Source organism: Agrobacterium sp. a22-2 (assembly GCF_012276985.1).
GTDB lineage: Bacteria > Pseudomonadota > Alphaproteobacteria > Rhizobiales > Rhizobiaceae > Allorhizobium.
This window is the reverse complement of record NZ_JAAXMM010000019.1, coordinates 1-20579: the sequence shown is the minus strand read 5'-3', so window position 1 is coordinate 20579 and position 20579 is coordinate 1. Positions and strand designations below refer to the sequence as shown.

At 61.7% G+C, this 20579-nt stretch carries 17 protein-coding genes; 13 read left to right on the top strand and 4 right to left on the bottom strand.

Translation table 11 applies throughout. The features are described from left to right. Positions 1 to 312 precede the first annotated feature (312 nt). The 3 genes from HFC70_RS23610 to HFC70_RS23600 form a co-directional block, all read right to left on the bottom strand. Entirely contained in the window at positions 313 to 2085 is a 1773-nt protein-coding gene (locus HFC70_RS23610; protein WP_168475758.1) for an SLC13 family permease, read from the bottom strand. A 169-nt stretch (positions 2086 to 2254) separates the two neighbouring features. After that, the gene (locus HFC70_RS23605) at positions 2255 to 3010 is read right to left on the bottom strand and encodes a TerC family protein (protein WP_168475757.1); all 756 of its coding nucleotides are present in this window, start codon (positions 3008 to 3010) and stop codon (positions 2255 to 2257) included. A gap of 105 nt (positions 3011 to 3115) precedes the next feature. Then, a complete protein-coding gene (locus HFC70_RS23600) occupies positions 3116 to 3781 on the bottom strand; it encodes a TetR/AcrR family transcriptional regulator (protein WP_168475812.1) in 666 nt (221 codons plus the stop codon). A 196-nt stretch (positions 3782 to 3977) separates the two neighbouring features. Between HFC70_RS23600 and HFC70_RS23595 the strand changes: the two genes are divergently transcribed. The 7 genes from HFC70_RS23595 (at position 3978) to HFC70_RS23565 (ending at position 12335) form a co-directional block, all read left to right on the top strand. Next, the gene (locus HFC70_RS23595) at positions 3978 to 5195 is read left to right on the top strand and encodes an HlyD family secretion protein (protein ID WP_168475756.1); all 1218 of its coding nucleotides are present in this window, start codon (positions 3978 to 3980) and stop codon (positions 5193 to 5195) included. A gap of 24 nt (positions 5196 to 5219) precedes the next feature. Continuing rightward, positions 5220 to 6809 carry a DHA2 family efflux MFS transporter permease subunit gene (locus tag HFC70_RS23590; RefSeq protein ID WP_168475755.1) on the top strand — a complete coding sequence of 530 codons (1590 nt, stop codon included), beginning with the start codon at positions 5220 to 5222 and terminating at the stop codon, positions 6807 to 6809. A 159-nt stretch (positions 6810 to 6968) separates the two neighbouring features. Then, complete coding sequence (locus HFC70_RS23585; protein ID WP_168475754.1) at positions 6969 to 7994, top strand: LacI family DNA-binding transcriptional regulator; 1026 nt, start codon at positions 6969 to 6971, stop codon at positions 7992 to 7994. A 23-nt stretch (positions 7995 to 8017) separates the two neighbouring features. Beyond that, positions 8018 to 9475: a xylulokinase gene (xylB, locus tag HFC70_RS23580; RefSeq protein WP_168475753.1), complete on the top strand. Its 1458-nt coding sequence runs from the start codon at positions 8018 to 8020 to the stop codon at positions 9473 to 9475. 96 nt (positions 9476 to 9571) lie between these two features. Next, on the top strand, positions 9572 to 10882 hold the full coding sequence (xylA, locus tag HFC70_RS23575) for a xylose isomerase (protein WP_168475752.1): 1311 nt from the start codon (positions 9572 to 9574) through the stop codon (positions 10880 to 10882). Positions 10883 to 11013: 131 nt separating this feature from the next. After that, positions 11014 to 11601 (top strand): hypothetical protein, encoded by a 588-nt coding sequence (locus HFC70_RS23570; RefSeq protein WP_168475751.1) that lies wholly within the window; start codon positions 11014 to 11016, stop codon positions 11599 to 11601. After that, positions 11598 to 12335, top strand: a complete 738-nt coding sequence (locus HFC70_RS23565) for a hypothetical protein (RefSeq protein WP_168475750.1) — start codon at positions 11598 to 11600, stop codon at positions 12333 to 12335. Before HFC70_RS23570 ends, HFC70_RS23565 begins: the two co-directional genes overlap by 4 nt. Positions 12336 to 12385: 50 nt before the next feature. Here the strand turns inward: HFC70_RS23565 and HFC70_RS23560 are convergent, their stop codons facing one another. Beyond that, the gene (locus tag HFC70_RS23560; RefSeq protein ID WP_168475749.1) at positions 12386 to 13405 is read right to left on the bottom strand and encodes a LacI family DNA-binding transcriptional regulator; all 1020 of its coding nucleotides are present in this window, start codon (positions 13403 to 13405) and stop codon (positions 12386 to 12388) included. Positions 13406 to 13571: 166 nt separating this feature from the next. On the opposite strand from HFC70_RS23560, the gene HFC70_RS23555 reads away from it, so the two are divergent. The 6 genes from HFC70_RS23555 to HFC70_RS23530 all read left to right on the top strand — a co-directional run bounded on the left by HFC70_RS23555 (position 13572) and on the right by HFC70_RS23530 (position 20488). Beyond that, positions 13572 to 15098, top strand: coding sequence for a sugar ABC transporter ATP-binding protein (locus tag HFC70_RS23555; RefSeq protein WP_168475748.1), 1527 nt, complete (start codon positions 13572 to 13574; stop codon positions 15096 to 15098). Positions 15099 to 15191: 93 nt separating this feature from the next. Further along, positions 15192 to 16196, top strand: coding sequence for an ABC transporter permease (locus HFC70_RS23550; protein WP_168475811.1), 1005 nt, complete (start codon positions 15192 to 15194; stop codon positions 16194 to 16196). Between the two features lie 86 nt (positions 16197 to 16282). Further along, entirely contained in the window at positions 16283 to 17227 is a 945-nt protein-coding gene (locus HFC70_RS23545; RefSeq protein WP_168475747.1) for a substrate-binding domain-containing protein, read from the top strand. Positions 17228 to 17459: 232 nt separating this feature from the next. Further along, on the top strand, positions 17460 to 18512 hold the full coding sequence (locus HFC70_RS23540) for a sugar phosphate isomerase/epimerase (RefSeq protein ID WP_168475746.1): 1053 nt from the start codon (positions 17460 to 17462) through the stop codon (positions 18510 to 18512). A gap of 214 nt (positions 18513 to 18726) precedes the next feature. Then, on the top strand, positions 18727 to 19899 hold the full coding sequence (locus HFC70_RS23535; RefSeq protein ID WP_168475745.1) for a Gfo/Idh/MocA family protein: 1173 nt from the start codon (positions 18727 to 18729) through the stop codon (positions 19897 to 19899). Between the two features lie 217 nt (positions 19900 to 20116). Then, on the top strand, positions 20117 to 20488 hold the full coding sequence (locus HFC70_RS23530) for a hypothetical protein (RefSeq protein WP_168475744.1): 372 nt from the start codon (positions 20117 to 20119) through the stop codon (positions 20486 to 20488). Positions 20489 to 20579: the final 91 nt, after the last annotated feature.

The window sequence follows — 20579 nt, the reverse complement described above, 5'->3', positions numbered from 1 at the left end:
GTCAAGGAAAACTGCCGCCTGGCCGCGCCCCGGAAGTCGATGCACCGTAAAAAATCGATGGCGGCGCATTTTTTTCAAGGTGTCCGGGAACCATTTTTGATCGGCCGCGTTGAGGCTGCGGAATGATTGTCGTGCCCACCGGACGCAACGGAGGAGAGAAGACGGGGACTGTGTCCGGATTCTTACCGTAGCCAACGAGAAGGCAGGGAACCCCTACCCCGACTTTCATTCACATTCCCCGTCCCCCGCCCGAAAGCCTGCGTCCCGCCCGACGCAGGCTTTCTCCTTTTGCAGGCGGGCTTGCCGATCGGCCTATTGAATCGGCCAGACCAGAAGCAGCATCGGGATTGCCACGACGATGATGAGCAGCGACAGCGGCAGGCCGAGACGCGGGTAGTCGCTGAAGCGATAGCCGCCCGGTCCCATCACCAGCGTGTTGCATTGGTGGCCGATCGGGGTCAGGAAATCGCTGCCGGCGCCGATCGCCACGGCCATCAGGAAGGCATCCGGCCGGAAACCGAGGTTGGCGGCAAAACTGGCGGCAATCGGTGCCATGACCAGAACAGTTGCGGCATTGTTGAGGAAGGGCGTGACGGCCATTGCCGTGACCAGGATCAGCGTCAGCGCGCCATAGGCCGGCAGGCCGTGGGCCACATGGCCCAGCCATTCGGCGATCTTCTCGCTGGCGCCCGTGGTGCGCAGGGTTTCGCTGACCGGAATGAGGGCGGCCAGCATGATCAGGATCGGCCCATCGACGGCGCGGTAGATCTCGCTCAACGGGATGACGCGGAATAGCACCATGGCAAGGGCGGCGGCAAAAAAGGCCACCGCGACCGGTGCCAGACCAAGCGCCGTCGACCCCATCGCGGCGACCAGTATGGCGATCGGAACCAGGGCGCTGCGCGACGTTCCAAGCAGGATCTCCCGCTCGGCCAGTGGCAGGCAGCCGAGTTCCTGCAGGGCGGCCGGAAGCGCCTTGCGCTGCCCTTGCAACACCACGACATCGCCGGAGCGCAGGGTCAGTTCACCCAGCCTTTCCTTGATGCGCTTGCCCTGGCGGCTGACGGCCAGAAGGTTGATGCCATAGGTATTGAACAAGGAGACATCGCGTGCTGAAAGGTCCACCAGCGTCGAACTGGGGGCAATCACGGCCTCGATCGTGCTGATTTCTCCCTTTCTGCTGCCGCTTTCGGCTATCGGCTTGCCGGACAAGCTCAACTGGGCCTGCGACACGATCCGATCCAGCGCCTCGGACGGGCCTTCCAGCATCACCGTGTCGCCTTCCTTCAGCGCGACATCCGGAAACGGCGACATGCGGGTGTGTCCGCGCAGAATGGAGGTGGCGATCACTTCGCCGGAGGCGAGCGTCAGCAGGTCGTTCAGTTCCTTTCCGACGAACGGCGATTGCCTGGTCAGCGTGGCGTCGGTGGCATAGGTGGAACTTTCCAGAGCCTCCTGCATGGACGGGTTCTGGTTTTCGCGCCGCGGCACCAGCCAGTAGAAGAACATCAGGAAGATCGTGCCGGTGACGGCCAGCGTTGCGCCGACGGGCGTGAAATCGAACATGGTAAAGGCTTCGCCGGTGATTTCCTTGCGCAGGCCCGAGACGACGATGTTCGGCGAGGTGCCGATCTGCGTCATCAATCCGCCGAGCAGGGCACCGAAGGCCATGGGCATCAGGAAGATCGACGGCGGGCTGCTGGAGCGGCGTGCGAATTGGAAGGCGACCGGCATCATGATGGCGAGCGCGCCGATATTCTTGATGAAGGCCGAGAGGATCGTCACCGTGACGATCAGCAGCAGCATCTGGCCGCGGATCGATTTCAGCCGCGGGAAGAAGCGCTTGATGGCCGCATCGACGATGCCGGACCGCGCCACACCGGCGCTGACCACGAGAGCGGCGCCAACGATGATGACGATATCGTCGCTGAAGCCGGAGAAAGCCTTGTCGACCGGGACGAGACCGAGGGCGACTGCCGCCACGAGCGTGACGCAGGCTACAATGTCATACCGGAACCGATCCCACATGAAGGCGGCCATCATCAGGCCAATGACCGAAAACGCAAGGATTTGCTCGGTGGACATGGGGCTCCAGTCAATTTTGATGTCGGGATAGGGATGGGGGATGAACGGCAGAAATCGCAAACAGAATGCAAACGGCCACGACTTTGTTCCCAGCCAAGGCTACCGCCAGACACGAAACAGGCCCGCGGAGATATCCGCGAGCCTGCTGTGGTCGATCAGGCGCGGCCTGTCAATGCAAGCGCTTCTTGTCCCGGTCGGCCTGCTTCTTGCGACGGGCGAACATGTTGAGTACTTCCACGAGACCCGAAAAGGCCATGGCAGCGTAAATGTAACCCTTCGGAACATGGAAGCCCATGCCGTCGGCAATCAGCGTCATGCCGATCATCAGCAGGAAGCCGAGTGCCAGCATGACGACGGTCGGGTTCTTCTCGATGAAATTGGCCAGCGGGTTTGCTGCCAGCAGCATGACCGACACGGCGACAATGACGGCAACCACCATGATCGGCAGGTGATCCGTCATGCCGACGGCGGTAATGATGCTGTCGACCGAGAAGACCAGGTCAAGCAGCAGAATCTGGCCGATGGCTGCCGTCATGGTGGCATTGGTCGTGGAGGCGATGAAGTCGCCGTCCTTGTCTTCCGGATCGACGCTGTGGTGGATTTCCTTGGTGGCCTTCCAGACCAGGAACAGGCCGCCGGCGATCAGGATCAGGTCCTTCCAGGAGAAGCCGTGATTGAACAGGACGAAGAGCGGCGTGGTCAACTGGACGATCCAGGCGACGGTGCCGAGCAGGACAAGACGCATCACCAGCGCCAGACCGATACCGATGCGGCGGGCGGATTCGCGCTGATGCTCAGGTAGCTTGTTGGTGAGGATCGAGATGAAGACCAGATTGTCGATGCCGAGAACGACCTCCATGACAATCAGGGTGACCAGGGCGATCCATGCGGCTGGATCCTGAAGAAGTAGGGCAATGTCCTGCATTTGGCTCTTCCGGTTGGCGGTGGCTTGGCGATAGCATCAAATGGCGCTAGCGGGAAGCATCGACAAGGTGTCGCCCGGAGAAGAATAGTAAAAAGTCGAGGGCCGCTATTGCGGCACTGTCTGGGCAGCCTCGTTGCAGGGCGGCGCGTAGGCAGCCAAGAAGACGCGCAAGGCGCTGTTGACGATCCGATCGATTTCCTTCGTATCCGGGACGCAGGTCATTTCACCGAACAGTCGGCGCTTGAAAAGAATGCTGGTCGACAGGTCGATGAACTGGCGTGATGCCAGGTCGGCATCCTCGACGCGGAGCGTGCCTGCTTGCGCCTGGCGCTCAATGTAGTCCTGCAGAACGGTCTGGGCGTTGCTCGGCGTGCTGGCAAAAAAGCGTTTGCAAAGGCTCGGCATGCGATCGATCACGCCGATCACGGTGCGCATGGCGGGAACCATGTCGCTGTTGACCACGTGACGGGCATAGGTCAGGCCAAACTGCAGCAGCCGATCCTCGACGGAGCCGTCGCGGGCCAGAAGGTCGCGCAGTTCTTCGGCAAAGCGGCCCTTTTCCCGTTCGATCAGCGAGGCAAACAGGTCTTCCTTGCTCTGGAAATAGACATAGATCGTTCCCTTGGAAACGCCGGCTTCCCGCGTCACGTCGTTCATGCTGGCGGCATCGAAGCCGAGCTTCATGAAAACCCGCTTGGCGCCGTCGAGAATCTGCTCACGCTTGGCTGGATCCGCACCCGCCGCAAAACGGCCCGAAATAGGCGCGCACATGTAGGGAGGGCCGGTTTCATCCTCCTCCGCCACACTATTTTTGTCTGCTGCTTCGCTCATTTCCAACCTAAAATTAACGCTATCGAACCCACAGGTTCTTTATGGCTTGATATGTGGTATAAAACGCCCTATGTCAAATCGAACCGAACGGTTCAGTTCGATATTTCTTCACAATCTACTCTCTATGGTAACCAAAATGTCAGGCACGCAGAGAACTGGCGCCGTCCGCGCCGTCGATCTTAAGACTACGCCGGAGCCCGGCGCTGATGGTGAAACGGCCAAGCTCGACGAATCCGGCACGGAAGCTCATGCTGCCGGCTCCGCGAGCCCGGTCGCAGCCGAAAAGCCGAAGGCCAAGCGGCGTAGCCTGGTCCTCCCGACGATCCTTCTGGCTCTGGTGTCGGCCGGCGGCTGGTACGGTTATTCCTGGTGGACGGACGGGCGCTTCATGGTTTCGACCGAGGACGCCTATATCGAAGGTGACATCGCGATCATCTCGCCCAAGGTTTCCGGCTATGTCACGCAGGTCAATGTGACGGACAACCAGATGGTCAAGGCTGGCGATCCCCTGGTGACGCTCGACAATGGCGACTACCGCATTGCGCTCGAGCAGGCCGAGGCTGCCATCGATACCGAGATGCTGTCCCTGAAGCGCATCGATGCGCAGATCGTCGGGGCGCAGGCAGCTCTTGAGCAAGCCGAAGCGCAGAAGGTCGCGCTGGAGGCCGCGGTGCGCGGCGCCGGTATCACCCAGCGCCGGGCAGGCGAGTTGCAGTCCAAGTCCGTCGGCACCGTCGCGTCGTTCGACAATGCGCAGGTGGCTCTCGATCAGGCACGCGCCAACCTGGTTGCGGGCGATGCGAGCATTTCGTCGGCCAAAGCCAATATCGACCTGTTGAAGGCGCAGCGCGCCGAGGCGGAAAGCTCCGTGCGGTCGTTGGAATTGTCGCGTCAGAAGGCGCAGCGGGATTTCGATTTCACCATTCTGAAGGCGCCCTACGACGGTGTCGTGGGCAACCTGGCGGTGCAGACCGGCGATCTGGTCTCCGTCGGCAAGCGGCTCGCAGCATTGGTTCCGGTCAAGGAACTCTATATCGACGCCAATTTCAAGGAAACCCAGATTGGCCACCTCGTGCCCGGCTCCAAGGTCAACATCCATGTCGATGCCTTTGAGGACGAGCCGCTGATCGGAACGGTGACCTCGATTGCGCCAGCGTCCGGTTCGGTGTTCTCCATGCTGCCGGCTGAAAATGCCACGGGCAATTTCACCAAGGTCATCCAGCGCGTGCCGGTCAGGATCGCTTTGCCCGAAGAAGCCTTGGCGCAGGGACGCCTCAGGGCGGGCCTCAGCGTCGTGGTCGATGTCGACACCCGCACAGCGCCCGATGATGGCGCGGCGATTGCTGCCAAGTAACGCGTCAAGAGGCCCGGAACGACGATGGCGACGACAGTGACCCCAGGCGCGGGCGGCATGGCCGTCCCGAATGCCGAAGAACGCATGGATCCCAAGCGCATCATCGCATTTTTCGCGATGGTGTTCGGGATGTTCATGTCGATCCTCGACATTCAGATCGTGTCCGCCTCGCTGTCCGAGATCCAGGCGGGCCTTGGGGCCGGTTCGGACGAGATCGCCTGGGTGCAGACGTCCTATCTGATCGCTGAAGTCATCATGATCCCGCTGTCGGGTGCCCTGGCGCGCATCGTGTCCACCCGCGTGCTGTTCTCGGTCTCGGCGGCCGGCTTTACGCTTGCCAGCGCGCTGGCGGCCACGGCCACCAATATCGAGCAGATGATCGTCTACCGCGCCATACAGGGTTTCATCGGCGGCGGCATGATCCCGTCCGTTTTTGCGGCGGCCTTCACGATCTTTCCGCCCTCCAAGCGCAATATCGTCTCGCCGATCATCGGTCTCGTCGCGACGCTGGCACCCACCGTCGGGCCGACGATCGGCGGCTATATCAGCCATGCCATGTCCTGGCACTGGCTGTTCCTGATCAATGTCATCCCCGGCATCATCGTGACCGCCGTGACCTGGAGCCTGATCGATTTCGACAAGCCGGAATACAGCCTGTTCAAGAAATTCGACTGGTGGGGATTGCTGACCATGGCGGTCTTCCTCGGCTCGATGGAATTCGTGCTGGAAGAGGGCAATTCCAAGGACTGGTTCAACGACGAGCATATCGTCATGGGCACGATCGCCATGGTGATCGGCGGCATGATCTTCTTCTACCGGGTGTTCAGGGTGGATTTCCCTGTGGTGGATCTCAGGGCATTTGCCAACCGCAATTTCGCCTTCGGCTCGCTGTTCTCCTTCGTGATGGGCGTCGGCCTCTATGGCCTGACTTATCTCTATCCGCTCTATCTCGGCCGCATCCGCGGCTACGATTCCCTGATGATCGGCGAGACCATGTTCGTCTCGGGTCTGGCCATGTTCCTGACCGCGCCGGTCGCGGGTGCCCTTTCCAGCCGGCTCGATCCGCGGGTGATGATGATGGCGGGTTTTGCCGGCTTTGCCGCCGGCACGTTCCTGATGACCCAGATGACGGCGGACTGGGATTTCTACGAATTGCTGGTGCCGCAGATCCTGCGCGGCTGCTCCTTGATGATCTGCATGGTGCCGATCAACAATATCGCGCTCGGCACTCTGCCGCCCGACCGGATGAAGAACGCCTCCGGCCTGTTCAACCTGACGCGCAACCTCGGCGGTGCCGTGGGTCTGGCGATCATCAATACCATGCTGACGCAGCGCACGGACGATCATTACGCCCGGCTCTCCGAGCATGTCACCTGGAGCAATCCGGCAGCCGTCAGCTGGCTCGACAACGTCGGTGCCAATTACGATTCCTACGGGCTCGACGGCACGTCGACTGCTCTTGCCAAGCTTTCGGGCCTGGTGACACAGCAGGCCTGGATGTTGTCCTTCATCGACGTGTTCCTGGGGCTGACGGCGTTGTTCGGCGCGCTGGTCTTCATGGCCATGCTGATCCAGAAACCCAAGGCCGCGCCGCCGCCCGGCAGCGGCCACTAAACCTTTCTGAAATCCACCGCAGCGCAAAAAGGCCGTCGTCTCAAAGCGACGGCCTTTTCGCGTGCTGCCCAGGCCGTGTGTCGGTCTGATGACGTACGTGCATCAAAAAATGATTTACGTACCTCAGAAACTTCGCTAGGACTCGGCACCGGAGGAGATATGAAGCCTACAGTGCACGATATCGCGGCCCATGCGGGCGTCAGCCTGGCAACCGTCGACCGGGTCTTGAACCGGCGCGCCGGCGTGCGGGCGGAAACCCGCGAGCGCGTCGAAGGGGCGATCAGTGAGCTCGGCTACGTGCGCGATCTGGCCGCGGCCAATCTGGCCAAGGGCCGGGTCTATCCGCTGGTCTTCATTCTGCCCTCCAACGACAATTCCTTCATGAGAACCCTGCGCCGCGAGGTGGAAGGCGCCAGGGCCCGTTCCGGACAGGAGCGCACGACCATCTCTATTGTCGAGGTGCCGCCCTTCGATCCGCAGGCGATTGCCGCGGCGCTGCAAGCCGTGCTGGCCGATGGTCCGGCCGGTGTGGCGCTGGTGGCGGTCGATGCGCCGGAGGTCCGCGCGGCGATCGACGATCTGGTTGAGGCCGGCATTCCTGTCGTGACGCTGGTGTCGGACCTGCCGGGATCGCTGCGGCATCATTATGCCGGCATCGACAATATGGCGGCGGGCCGCACGGCGGCCAGCCTGCTAGGGCGTTTCCTGGCCGGGCGACCGGCAACGGTGGCGGTGATCGCCGGTTCGATGCTGGTACGGGACCACCGCGAACGGTTCGAGGGGTTTCGAGCCGTGATGGCTGCAGAATTCCCGCAGGTTTCGCTGCTGCCGGTTCTGGAGGGGCGCGACGATCCGGCACTCGTCGAGGACATCGTCACCGATCTGTTTGCCGCACAGCCGGATCTGGCGGGCCTCTACAGCCTGGGAGCCGGCAATCGCGGCCTGGTGCGGGCACTGGAGGCGGCACGCCTTCCGGTCCGGCCGGCGGTGATCGCCCATGAACTGACCGAGACGACGCGGGCAGCGCTTCTGTCCGGCCGGATCGATGCGGTGCTGAACCAGGATGCCGGCCACGAGGTGCGCAGCGCCATCCGGCTCCTGAAGGCCAAGGCGGACGGATTGCCGGTGGTCAGCGCGCAGGAGCGCATCCGGCTCGATATTTTTCTGCGAGACAATCTGCCCTGACGGGCCAGGCATGGAGACGAATGATGTATTTGGGACTGGATCTCGGCACTTCGGGTGTCAAGGCGCTGTTGATCGACGGCGATCAGCGAGTGATCGGTTCGGCCAATGGGGCGCTCGATGTGTCGCGACCGCATCCCGGCTGGTCGGAGCAATATCCGGTCGACTGGATCCGCGCCACACAGGAGGCGATCGCCGGCCTGAAGGCCAGCCATGGACGCGAGCTTGCGGCCGTCAAGGGCATCGGCCTGTCCGGCCATATGCACGGCGCCACATTGATCGGCAGCGACGGCGAGGTGCTCCGGCCCTGCATCCTGTGGAACGACACGCGCAGCCATGTGGAGGCCGCCGCACTCGACGCCGATCCTCGCTTCCGCGCCCTGACGGGCAATATCGTCTTTCCCGGCTTTACCGCGCCGAAACTCGCCTGGGTCGCCAAGCATGAGCCGGAGATTTTTGCCAAGGTCGCCAAGGTGCTGCTGCCCAAAGACTACCTGCGTTTCTGGCTGAGCGGCGAATACCTGTCCGACATGTCGGATTCGGCCGGCACGGCCTGGCTCGACACCGGCAAGCGCGCCTGGTCGAGCGTCCTGCTCGAGGCGACGGGGCTCACTGAAAGCCAGATGCCGGGGCTCGTTGAGGGCACGGAACAGGCCGGTCTCTTGAAAGCCGAACTGGCTGCCCAATGGGGCATGGGTGCGGGTGTGGTGATTGCCGGCGGGGCAGGGGACAATGCGGCTTCCGCCTGCGGCATGGGCACGGTCGCCGCCGGCCAGGCCTTTGTGTCGCTCGGCACGTCGGGCGTGTTGTTTGCCGCCAATGGGTCCTATCTGCCGAAGCCGGAAAGCGCCGTGCATGCCTTCTGCCACGCGCTGCCCGATACCTGGCACCAGATGGGCGTGATCCTGTCGGCGACCGATGCCCTCAACTGGCATTCCCATGTCACCGGCAAATCGGCCGGCGACCTGACCGGCGAACTCGGCGACACGCTGAAAGCGCCGTCAAGCGTGACGTTCCTGCCCTATCTCTCAGGCGAGCGCACGCCGCACAATGACGCAAAGATCCGCGGCGCCTTTATCGGCCTTGGCCACGAGTCGGACCGGGCGGTGCTGACCCAGGCGGTGCTGGAGGGTGTGTCGTTTGCCATTCGCGACAATCTCGAAGCGCTGAAATCGGCCGGAACCTCGATCGGCCGGGTCACCGCGATCGGCGGCGGCTCGCGCTCGCGCTACTGGCTGGCCTCGATCGCGACCGCTCTCGATATGCCGGTCGATATCCCGGCCGACGGCGATTTCGGCGCCGCCTTCGGTGCCGCCCGCCTCGGCCTGATTGCCGCGACCGGTGCCGACCCCGTCTCGGTCTGCACGGCGCCGGCAACATCGGAGACGATCGAGCCGGTGGCGGGGCTTGGCGCGGATTACGCGGCAGCCTACCAGCGCTATCGCTCGGTCTATCCGGCGATCAAGGCGCTGAACCCATCATGACGATTTGCCCCTCACCCTCTCCCCGCCTGCGGGGAGAAGGTGCCGGAAGGCGGATGAGGGGCTGCAAATGCTAGACATTCAACAGGAGGATACCCCATGACGACAGGCTTTTTCGGCGATACGCCCAAGATCCAGTATGAAGGCCCTGATAGTACCAATCCGCTGGCCTTCCGCCACTACAATCCCGACGAAATGGTTGCCGGCAAGCGGATGGAAGACCACCTGCGCTTTGCGGTCGCCTATTGGCATACGTTTACCTGGCCGGGCGGCGATCCGTTCGGCGGCCAGACCTTCCAGCGGCCGTGGTTTGACGACAGCATGCAGGCGGCCAAGCTGAAGGCCGATGTGGCTTTCGAATTCTTCTCGCTGCTCGGCTCGCCCTACTACTGCTTCCACGATGCCGACGTGCGCCCGGAAGGCCGCAATTTTGCGGAAAACACGAAGAACCTCAACGAGATCGTCGACTACTTTGCCGAGAAGCAGGCGGCCACCGGCGTCAAGCTGCTGTGGGGTACGGCGAACCTGTTTTCCCACCGCCGCTTCATGAGCGGCGCCTCGACCAATCCCGATCCGGATGTCTTCGCCTTCTCCGCGGCGACGGTGAAGACCTGCCTCGATGCGACAATGAAGCTTGGCGGCGAAAATTACGTGCTGTGGGGCGGTCGCGAAGGCTATGAGACGCTGCTCAACACCGACCTGTCGCGCGAACTCGACCAGATGGGCCGCTTCCTCAACCTGGTGGTCGAATACAAGCACAAGATCGGCTTCAAGGGCACGATCCTGATCGAACCGAAGCCGCAGGAGCCGACTAAGCATCAGTATGACTACGATGTCGCCACCGTTTACGCCTTCCTGCAGCGGCATGGTCTCGACAAGGAAGTGAAGCTCAATATCGAGCAGGGCCACGCCATCCTCGCCGGCCATTCCTTCGAGCATGAACTGGCCATGGCCAATGCGTTTGGCATTTTCGGCTCGATCGACATGAACCGCAACGACTACCAGTCCGGCTGGGATACCGACCAGTTCCCCAACAACGTGCCGGAAATGGCGCTGGCCTATTACCAGGTTCTGGCGGGTGGCGGCTTCACCACCGGCGGCACCAATTTCGACTCCAAGTTGCGCCGCCAGTCGCTCGATCCGGCCGACCTCTTGATCGGCCATATCGGCGGCATGGATTGCTGCGCTCGCGGCCTGAAGGCAGCGGCCAAGATGATTGAGGACGGCGCCCTGTCGACGCCGCTCAAAGAGCGTTACGCCAAATGGGACAGCCCGGAGGCGCAGAAGATGCTGCGCGGCGAACTCTCGCTCGACGCGATTGCCGAGACGGTGGAACGCGAGGATATCAACCCCGAGCCGAAGTCAGGCCGCCAGGAATATCTGGAGAATGTGGTGAACCGGTACGTGTGATATCGGTTTGACGAGGATGGGTAGCCGGGGCGTGGAAGCGCTCCGGTTTTTGTTGTGTTGACTATTGGCTAGAGGCTACGCATTCTTTTACTGGGGGAAGGCGGCGACCCATCGGACCGCTAGGGCAAGCTTTGATTGAAAGTGGCAAAAAACTTGAGGAGTGGCGCCATCTAATTGAGCAGCCAAAAAGCATATTTGCCTGGCCGTCTTGGAAAACACAAAAGGTTGTTCGAGAAAATACGGCGAAGGCAAAGGCTGCTGAACGACAGCCGTTTTATTCTGTGGCGGCCGAACGGATAGAATTGCTCATCCAACTTATGGATGAAAACGATATTTCAATTGAGATCGTTCGAATTCGTTTACAGGCTTGGACGCAGAGGCCAATGGAAGATATTACGGCTACGTTTGAAGTGTTGCATCAGGACCGCTGGGTATGTATTTCTCGGATCGATTTTGCACCGTCGGCCCCGCATACAAATGTCAATTGGCGAAAATTTCGGCTGTCGCCAGAAGTTAACGGTTCACACATTCACTTGTATGAGGATAATGCAAAGTTGGGTGACGAGGCCTTCAAGCCTTCGGCAAACCTTCCTAACGCGTCACCGCTTCAGGCGGAACCCCAGTCGTTTCGCGATGTGGCAAAGGAAATAGAACAGCATTTCCATATCTCTGGGCTGAGTGAGTTACCGCCGCCGGATTGGAGTGGGAGGCTTTTATGATCGACGCTTTATCGCTAAACCAGATTGCCGAAGAGGTTGCACGCGCCCTGGCGTACTCAAAGAGCACCAACGGCAGCGCAATGGTCGTGACGCCGCTGCTCTATCCTGGTGGAGTGCGTGTCGTTCTGAGGTTCGAAGACAGCCCCGGGGGGTATTTCATATCAGACGGTGGCGCCGGGCGACGAGAGGCCGATCTTATGGGCGGGCGCGCATTGTTTACGCGGATCGCCAGAGATGCGGCAGATCGCTTTGGGGTCCGATTTGACAGTGACATGGTTTTCGATCTTGAAGTGCCGCGAGAGGCACTAGTTGCAGCGTCAATTGCTGTGGCGAACGCTTCGAAGGCAGCGGTTGATGCTACGGCGGAAAAGTTATCAGAACAGCATGCAGCGGATCAGCGTGAGAAGCTTTGGTCAAGACTTGAGGCTGCGTTTCCAGGTGCGTATGTCGCACGCGAGGCTGCATTTATCGGGGCCAGCGCCGAATGGAAGTTTGATGCTATGATCGAGCAATCTGAACGGATAGCTGTTTATGATCTGGTGTCGCCACACGCAAATTCTGTTCATGCTGCCGTTTCCAAATTTCTTGACGTGAGGGATTTGGGTGAAAAAGCACCAACGCGAGTTGCTGTGACACTGAGCAAGGAGAACACACCACATCTGCCCTTGCTAGGTCGAACGGCAAAAATCATTGACATTTCAGCAAGGGCTGAAACGTTTAGGATGGCTGCTTAGCTATACCCGAGGTGCACGATTGCGACCGCGGCTATGTCCGCATTTTTGACTCACCGCCGCCCCGGCGGCCCGACCGAATTCCTGACCACCAGATCTGGCCGCAGCAGGATTTCGGTCTCGGCGGGTTTGCCATCGGAGAGCAGTTCCAGCAGCAGCGCCATGGCATGTTTGCCGATCGCCGTGCGGGGCTGGCGGATGGTGGTGAGCGACGGGGTCATGAAGCTTGCCTGCGGCACGTCGTCGAAGCCGGTCACGGAGAAATCGCGCGGCACGTGATAGCCACGGGCCGACAGGCCGATCATCACGCCGATCGCCGTCTGGTCGTTGACGCACATGAAGGCGGTCGGCAGTGTGTCGCGCATGAACAGTTGCTCGACGGCCAGCCGGCCGCTCTCGATCGTGCCATCGCCTTCGAGGATAATGCGCAGGCTGTCGGGCACGTTGGCCGCGTCCAAGCCCGCCTCGTAGCCGAGCCGCCGGCGGTGATAGGCAAGCCTTGTCTTGCTGTCACCGATGAAGGCGATCTTACGGTGGCCTTCCGACAGCAGCAGGTCGACCGCCTTGCGGGCCCCTTCGATATCGTCGACGCCGACATAGGGAATGCCGCCGTTGAACACCGGCTCGAACACGCCGACCGAGGGCGGCAGGCGGGCGGTCATGGTCTGGTGGCCGAAGGGCAGGATGCCGGTGAACAGGATGAGGCCGGCAGCCTGGTTGGAATTTAAGAATTTCAGATATTCGAGGCCGCGCTGCGCGTCGTTCTGGGTATGGCCGATCAGCACGCCATAGCCGTGGGAGCGCGCCTCGTTCTCAAGGCCGACCAGAATGCTGGAAAAATTGGGGTCGCCGATATCGGGTGCCACGACGAGGATCATGTTGGAGCGGCCAAGCCGCAGGCTGCGGGCCATGGCATTGGTGGTGTAGCCGGTGATGGCGATGGCCTGGTTGACCTTCAGCCGCGTCGAATTGGCCACTTTCTCCGGCATGTGAATGGCCCGCGATACCGTGGCGATCGAAACCTCGGCGATCCGGGCGACGTCTTCGATGGTGGCGGGTGAGGAATTCGACACTGCGTTCTGCCTTGGAGTCTCGTTGCGCGGGACACTACACAGACTGGCTTGAAGGTCAAAGCGTGTACATGGAAAATCCACGTTATGCCTCTATGTAAACCTTTACAGTGGTCATGTAAAGGTTTACATCATCTCTCGAGCGGATGGGAGCCGCGGGGAGGCCAGCATGAATTCCGAGACGATAGACGACCGTGCGGTGGTGCTTCGGGCGAAGCGGATCAGCAAGTCGTTCAGTGGTGTACAGGTGTTGTTCAGCGTCGATTTCGATCTGCGTGCCGGCGAGATCCATGCGCTGATGGGCGAAAACGGTGCCGGCAAATCGACCCTGGTCAAGATCCTGTCCGGCTTCGAGCAGCCGACCTCCGGCGAAATCCTTCTCGACGGCAAGCCGATCAAGCTGCCGGCCAATGGTGCCGCCGAGGCGCTGGGCATTGTCATCATCCACCAGGAATTTAATCTTGCCGACCATCTGACCGTGTCGGAAAGCCTGTTTCTCGGCCGCGAGCTCACCCGGTTCGGCGTGCTCGACCGCAAGCGCATGCGCGCCGAGACGCGCCGTGTGCTGGATACGCTGGGCTCGCATGTCGACGAGAACCAGCTGATCAGTTCGCTGACCGTTGCCGACAAGCAGATGGTGGAAATCGCCAAGGCGATCAGCCGCGATGCGCGCGTCGTGTTCATGGACGAGCCGACCGCGGTCTTGTCACGCGAGGAAACGCGAGTGCTGTTCCAGCAGGTGCGCAAGCTGCGCGACAAAGGTACCAGTTTCGTCTTCGTGTCGCACAAGCTCGACGAGGTGATGGAGCTGACCGACCGCGTCACGGTTCTGCGCGACGGGCAATGGGTGAAGACGGCGCAAACCTCGGTGCTCGATGGCGAATCCATTGCCCAGTTGATGGTCGGTCGCGAGCTGTCCAGCCTTTATCCCGCCAAGCACGAGCCGGATGTGGACGGCGAGGTTGTGCTGTCGGTGCGCTCGGTGTCGACGGGTTATGTCCGGGATGCCAGCTTCGAGGTGCGTCGTGGCGAGGTGTTCGGGTTTTCCGGGCTGATGGGGTCCGGCCGCACCGAACTGATGGAAGCAGTCGTCGGGCTGCGGTCGCGGACATCGGGCGAGGTCGTGGTCTATGGCAATGCCATGCCGGCCCATAATGTCGATGCCGCAACCGGTGCCGGCCTTGCCTATATGACCAAGGACCGCAAATCCAAGGGCCTGCTGCTCGGCTCCGGCATGACGGTGAACCTGACGCTGCAATCGCTGGCCCAGCACAGCCGGTATGGTTATCTCCAGCCCAGAAGCGAGGCGGCGGCGATGGTGCGGGCGCAGCGGCGTTTCGATATCCGGGTGCGCGACGACCGGGTGGTGGTGGGGCGCATGTCGGGCGGCAACCAGCAGAAGCTGCTGCTGGCCAAGGTCATGGAGACCGAGCCGCAGATCATCATCATCGACGAGCCGACGCGCGGCATCGATGTCGGGACAAAACAGCAGATCTATCATTTCATCTCGGCCCTGGCGCGCGAAGGCCGGTCGATCATCGTAGTGTCCTCGGAATTGCAGGAGGTGATCGGCCTGTGCACCCGCGTCGCGGTGATGCGCGAAGGCCGCATGGTCGGCGTGCTGGAAGGCGACGAGATCAACGAGCAGGAAATCATGCGCTACGCCGCGGGCCTGAAGCAGAAGCAGGCGGCCTGAGGCGAGGGTGCGTGAAGGCTAACAGAATACAGGACAGGCCCGGAGAGCCCGGCAAGGGACGCGGAGGGCGGGAGGTTGAGTGTGGACACGAGCATGAATGACGAGCCGAAAGGTTTGGAGACAAGGCGCCGCACATGGCGGGATGTGGACCTCAGGGCCGTAGCACCCTTTGCAGCGCTTGCCCTGCTGCTGCTGGTGGGCGCGCTGGTCAATCCCAATTTCATCGGCATCACCAATCTGGCCAATGTGGCGACACGCTCGGCCTTCATCGCCATCATCGCGGTCGGTGCCACCTTCGTCATTTCCTCGGGCGATCTCGACCTGTCGGTCGGCTCGATGGTGGCCTTCGTCGCCAGCCTGATGATCCTGTTCATGAATTCCGGCGTGATCGTCGACAGTGGCCTGATGCTGGCGGCGGCCGTCGTGCTGACGCTCGTCATCGGGGCTGCCTGTGGCCTGGCCAACGGCCTGATCACCACGGTTGGCCGCATCGAGCCGTTCATCGCCACGCTCGGCACCATGGGTATCTATCGCGGCCTGACCACCTGGCTGTCGCAGGGTGGCGCCATCACGCTGAAATCGCCGCAGCTGCAGGACCTCTATCGTCCGGCCTATTTCGGCACGGTCGCCGGCGTTCCGTTCCCGATCGTCATCATCTTTGCCGTCACGGCGATTGCCGCCTTCGTGCTCTATCGCACCCGCTACGGCCGGCATGTGGTGGCCGTCGGCTCCAACCGCGACGTGGCGCGCTATTCCGGCATCAGCGTCGACAAGGTGCGCACCGCAGCCTTCGTCATCCAGGGGCTCTGCGTGGCCATTGCCGTGCTGCTTTATGTGCCGCGGCTCGGCTCCACTTCGGCGACCACGGGCATCCTCTGGGAGCTGCAGGCGATCACCGCGGTGGTGGTCGGCGGCACGGCGCTGAAGGGCGGGGCAGGCCGCGTCTGGGGCACGATCTGCGGCGCCTTCATCCTCGAGCTGGTCGGCAACATCATGCTGCTGTCCAATTTCATCAGCGAATATCTGATCGGCACCATCCAGGGATCCATCATCATCATCGCGATGCTGGTGCAGCGTTCCCTGGTGCGCAAATCTTAGCCGGTCGCATCAATTGAGCCAGGTCCTCGGGTCGCCCGGCTCCTTTCAAAGACCAAAGACCCCGGCATTGCACTAGGGAGAGAGAAATGCTGAAACGATTGATAGGAGTAGCCTTTGTCGCGGCGGCCATGGCCGGCACGGCACTGGCGCAGGAGGCCAAGACCATCGGCGTGTCCATTCCGGCGGCCGACCACGGCTGGACGGCGGGCGTCGTCTACCACGCCGAGCGCGTCGCCGAACTGATCCGCAAGGAACATCCGACCGCTACCGTGATCGTCAAGACCTCGCCGGATGCGGCAAGCCAGGCCAATGCCATCCAGGACCTGGCCATCCAGGGCCTCGACGCGCTGGTCATCCTGCCGACCGATCCGGATCCGCTGGTCAACGCGATCAAGGAAGTCAAAGCCAAGGGCACGTTCGTCACCATCGTCGACCGGGCCCCGAGCGTCAACGACAGCTCGGTGCGCGATCTTTACGTGGCCGGCAACAATCCGGCTCTCGGCGAAGTGGCCGGCACCTATATCAAGGACACCACGCCGGACGCCGAAGTCGTCATCATCCGCGGCATGCCGATCCCGATCGACCAGCAGCGCCAGGACGGGTTCGACAAGGGCATTGCCGGTTCCAACGTCAAGGTTCTCGACCGCCAGTTCGGCAACTGGAACCGCGACGACGCCTTCAAGGTGATGCAGGACTACCTGACCAAGTACCCGAAGATCGACGTGGTCTGGTGCCAGGACGACGACATGGCCGTCGGCGTGCTGCAGGCCATCGAGCAGGCCAAGCGCACCGACATCCAGTATGTCGTGGCCGGTGCCGGTTCCAAGGACATGATCAAGAAGGTCATGGACGGCGACAAGATGATTCCCGTCGACGTTCTCTATCCGCCGGCCATGGTCGGTACCGCCATGGAACTGACGGCGGCTGCCGTACTCAACCAGGTTCCGGTGTCGGGCACCTATACTCTGGATGCGACGCTGATCACCAAGGACAATGCCGAGAACTATTACTTCCCGGATTCGCCTTTCTAAGTCACGTCGTGTGGGAACCGCCCGGGACATGATGACCCGGGCGGGATTCTCCGCACTATTTCGCGGTTAAAAAAATCCGGCGGCGCGGCTTGTCGGACGAGGTTTGGACGGTTAGCCTTCTGGCTCCTGCAACGTTACAGGTCGAGGGGCTGGATTGGCGCCTCAAGAGTCTAGAGATAAGAGGGATCCGGCCTCAGACGAGCGGCACGGTTCCAAGGGAGGATGTGAAGCGATGAAGACCATCAAGGGCCCGGCCCTGTTTCTCGGCCAGTTCGCCGGCGATACTGCACCGTTCGACACATGGGACGGCATTACCAAATGGGCAGCCGACAAGGGCTATCTCGGCGTTCAGGTTCCAACCTGGGCCGGCCAGCTGTTCGACCTGAAAAAGGCGGCCTCCTCGAAGGATTATTGCGACGAATTCTTAGGCGTGGCGCGCGGCAACGGCGTCGAGGTCACCGAGCTGTCGACCCATCTGCAGGGCCAGCTGGTCGCCGTCCACCCGGCCTATGACGAGGCCTTCGACGGTTTTGCGGCGCCCGAAGTGCGCGGCAATCCCAAGGCGCGCCAGGCCTGGGCGGTCGAGCAGGTCAAGATGGCCATCACCGCCTCGCGGCATATGAGCATTTCCGCCCATGCAACCTTTTCCGGCGCGCTTGCCTGGCCCTTCATCTATCCCTGGCCGCAGCGCCCGGCCGGCCTGGTCGAGGCTGCCTTCGACGAGCTGGCCAAACGCTGGACGCCGATCCTCGACCATGCCGAGGAACATGGTGTCGACGTGTGCTACGAGATCCATCCGGGCGAAGACCTGCACGACGGCGTAACCTTCGAGATGTTCCTGGAGCGGGTGAAAAACCATCCCCGCGCCAACATGCTCTACGATCCCTCGCATTATGTGCTGCAGTGCCTGGATTATCTCGACAATATCGACATCTACAAGGACCGCATCAAGATGTTCCACGTCAAGGACGCGGAGTTCAATCCGACCGGCCGGCAGGGCGTCTATGGCGGCTACCAGGGCTGGGTCGGACGGGCCGGGCGCTTCCGGTCGCTCGGTGATGGTCAGGTGGATTTCGGGGCGATCTTCTCCAAGATGGCCGCCAATGATTTCGACGGCTGGGCCGTGGTTGAGTGGGAATGCGCGCTGAAACACCCTGAAGACGGCGCCCGCGAAGGGGCTGAATTCGTCAAGCACCACATCATCCGCGTCACCGAAAAAGCCTTCGACGACTTTGCCGCCAGCGGCACCGACGATGCGGCCAACCGGCGGATGCTGGGGCTGTAATCTGCCCCTCACCCTAACCCTCTCCCCGCAAGCGGGGCGAGGGGACGCAGAACGCCGGCGGCGGAATTTCGCTAAGGCGGGCGGGAGGCTTACGGCATGCTTCCTTCGCCCCGCCTGCGGGGAGAAGGTGGCGGCAGCCGGATGAGGGGCAGCAGGGCGGGGATGAGAGGGGTGAACCCCTCGGTAGAACGATAGATTTCAAAGGAGAAAACCCATGGCAATCGAAGCCGGCAAGACAGAATCGCGTGCCCCGAAAATCCGTCTCGGCATGGTCGGCGGCGGGGCGGGGGCGTTTATCGGCGGCGTGCATCGCATGGCGGCGCGGCTGGATGGCGAATTCGACCTGGTGGCCGGCGCGCTGTCGTCGACGGCGGAAAAGTCGGTCGCCTCGGGCCTTGAGCTCGGCCTCGATCCGGCCCGCTGCTATGGCAGCTTCGAGGAGATGGCGGAGAAGGAAGCGGCGAGGCCCGACGGGATCGAGGCGGTGTCGATCGTCACGCCCAACCATGTGCATTATCCCGCGGCCAAGGCCTTTCTGGAGCGCGGCATCCATGTGATCTGCGACAAGCCGCTGACCTCGACGCTCGAGGATGCGCTGAAGCTGAAAGCCGTGGCCGACCAGTCCAAGGCGCTGTTCATCCTCACCCACAATTACACCGGCTATCCCATGGTGCGCCATGCCCGCGAGCTGGTCGAAAGCGGTGCGCTCGGCGAGATCCGGCTGGTGCAGATGGAATATCCGCAGGACTGGCTGACCGAGGCGGTCGAGCAGACCGGCGCCAAGCAGGCGGTGTGGCGCACCGATCCGGCGCAATCGGGCCTCGGCGGCTCGACCGGCGATATCGGCACCCATGCCTATAATCTCGGCTGCTTCATCTCAGGCCTCACCCTCGACGAGCTGGCCGCCGACGTGCACACCTTTGTCGAAGGCCGCAGGCTCGACGACAATGCCCATGTCATGCTGCGCTTCAAGGGAGGCGCCAAGGGGTTGCTGTGGTGCAGCCAGGTGGCGCCGGGCAACGAGAACGGCCTGAAGGTGCGCGTCTATGGAGCCAAAGCCGGCCTCGAATGGGTGCAGGCCGATCCGAACTATCTGTGGCTGACGCGGCTGGGCGAGCCCAAGCAGTTGATCACCCGCGGCGGGACCGGTGCCGGCAGTGCCGCCGCCCGCGTCACCCGCATCCCGGGCGGCCATCCGGAAGGCTATCTCGAAGCCTTTGCGACGATCTACACCGAGGCCGCCAAAGCCATCCACGCCGCCCGCACCGGGGCTCCCGTCGACCCGGCGGTCATCTATCCGACCATTGACGATGGTGTGAAGGGGGTAGCGTTCGTGACGGCCTGCGTGGCGTCGTCGAAGGCGAATGGGGTGTGGGTGAAGGTGTGAGGGGGGGCGAAGCGGCCTAAACAATGTTCCCCCTATGAGTCCGTGAATTGCACAAATTTACTGAGTATAGCAACAGACACGCGTGTGTTATACGCGGGGGATGATGGCGCTGTGCAATGTTTCGCTATGAACGCAACTGCGCCCAAAAATGTATACTGTACCTAAATGAAGTTCATGCGATAGGTGTTTGGATAACCGTGCACATCGGACAATTTACGTGAGCGACACAGATTTCTTCCTTGATACTGGCCTTCCAATTATCCTCAACAGCGTGGGCTTTGTCACTGCCATGCTTGCGGCACTTTTCTGGTATCAATCTGCAAAGGCCGAAGTACCCTTTGACCACAATGAAATCGACCGGAATGGGATGCATGCGGGAGGTATCATCATCGAGCATAAGGACGGACGTCAAATCGACCCATTTGCATCTGCTGCTCGCGCGAACGTGTTGAATGCACGAGCGGCAATCTGTGCTGCTATCGCGGCGGCATCTCAGGCGTCGGTCTACTTTTTCCCTGCACGAAACGTTATAATCTCAACAGCAACTGATTTATGGCGCCAACTAGTGGCTTGCGTCCCTTTCTTTTAGCGTTCTCGCATGAACAGAGACTCAAGAGAGGGTGTCACGAAGACCGTTCATTGTCTGCCGGTCTGCGCCATCCCCCTTGCCAACCCCACCC

Coding starts and splice junctions, on each gene's coding strand:
- HFC70_RS23610 (WP_168475758.1), bottom strand. CDS start 2,085: ATGTCCACCGAGCAAATCCTTGCGTTTTCGGTCATTGGCCTGATGATG.
- HFC70_RS23605 (WP_168475757.1), bottom strand. CDS start 3,010: ATGCAGGACATTGCCCTACTTCTTCAGGATCCAGCCGCATGGATCGCC.
- HFC70_RS23600 (WP_168475812.1), bottom strand. CDS start 3,781: ATGTGCGCGCCTATTTCGGGCCGTTTTGCGGCGGGTGCGGATCCAGCC.
- HFC70_RS23595 (WP_168475756.1), top strand. CDS start 3,978: ATGTCAGGCACGCAGAGAACTGGCGCCGTCCGCGCCGTCGATCTTAAG.
- HFC70_RS23590 (WP_168475755.1), top strand. CDS start 5,220: ATGGCGACGACAGTGACCCCAGGCGCGGGCGGCATGGCCGTCCCGAAT.
- HFC70_RS23585 (WP_168475754.1), top strand. CDS start 6,969: ATGAAGCCTACAGTGCACGATATCGCGGCCCATGCGGGCGTCAGCCTG.
- xylB (WP_168475753.1), top strand. CDS start 8,018: ATGTATTTGGGACTGGATCTCGGCACTTCGGGTGTCAAGGCGCTGTTG.
- xylA (WP_168475752.1), top strand. CDS start 9,572: ATGACGACAGGCTTTTTCGGCGATACGCCCAAGATCCAGTATGAAGGC.
- HFC70_RS23565 (WP_168475750.1), top strand. CDS start 11,598: ATGATCGACGCTTTATCGCTAAACCAGATTGCCGAAGAGGTTGCACGC.
- HFC70_RS23555 (WP_168475748.1), top strand. CDS start 13,572: ATGAATTCCGAGACGATAGACGACCGTGCGGTGGTGCTTCGGGCGAAG.
- HFC70_RS23550 (WP_168475811.1), top strand. CDS start 15,192: ATGAATGACGAGCCGAAAGGTTTGGAGACAAGGCGCCGCACATGGCGG.
- HFC70_RS23545 (WP_168475747.1), top strand. CDS start 16,283: ATGCTGAAACGATTGATAGGAGTAGCCTTTGTCGCGGCGGCCATGGCC.
- HFC70_RS23540 (WP_168475746.1), top strand. CDS start 17,460: ATGAAGACCATCAAGGGCCCGGCCCTGTTTCTCGGCCAGTTCGCCGGC.
- HFC70_RS23535 (WP_168475745.1), top strand. CDS start 18,727: ATGGCAATCGAAGCCGGCAAGACAGAATCGCGTGCCCCGAAAATCCGT.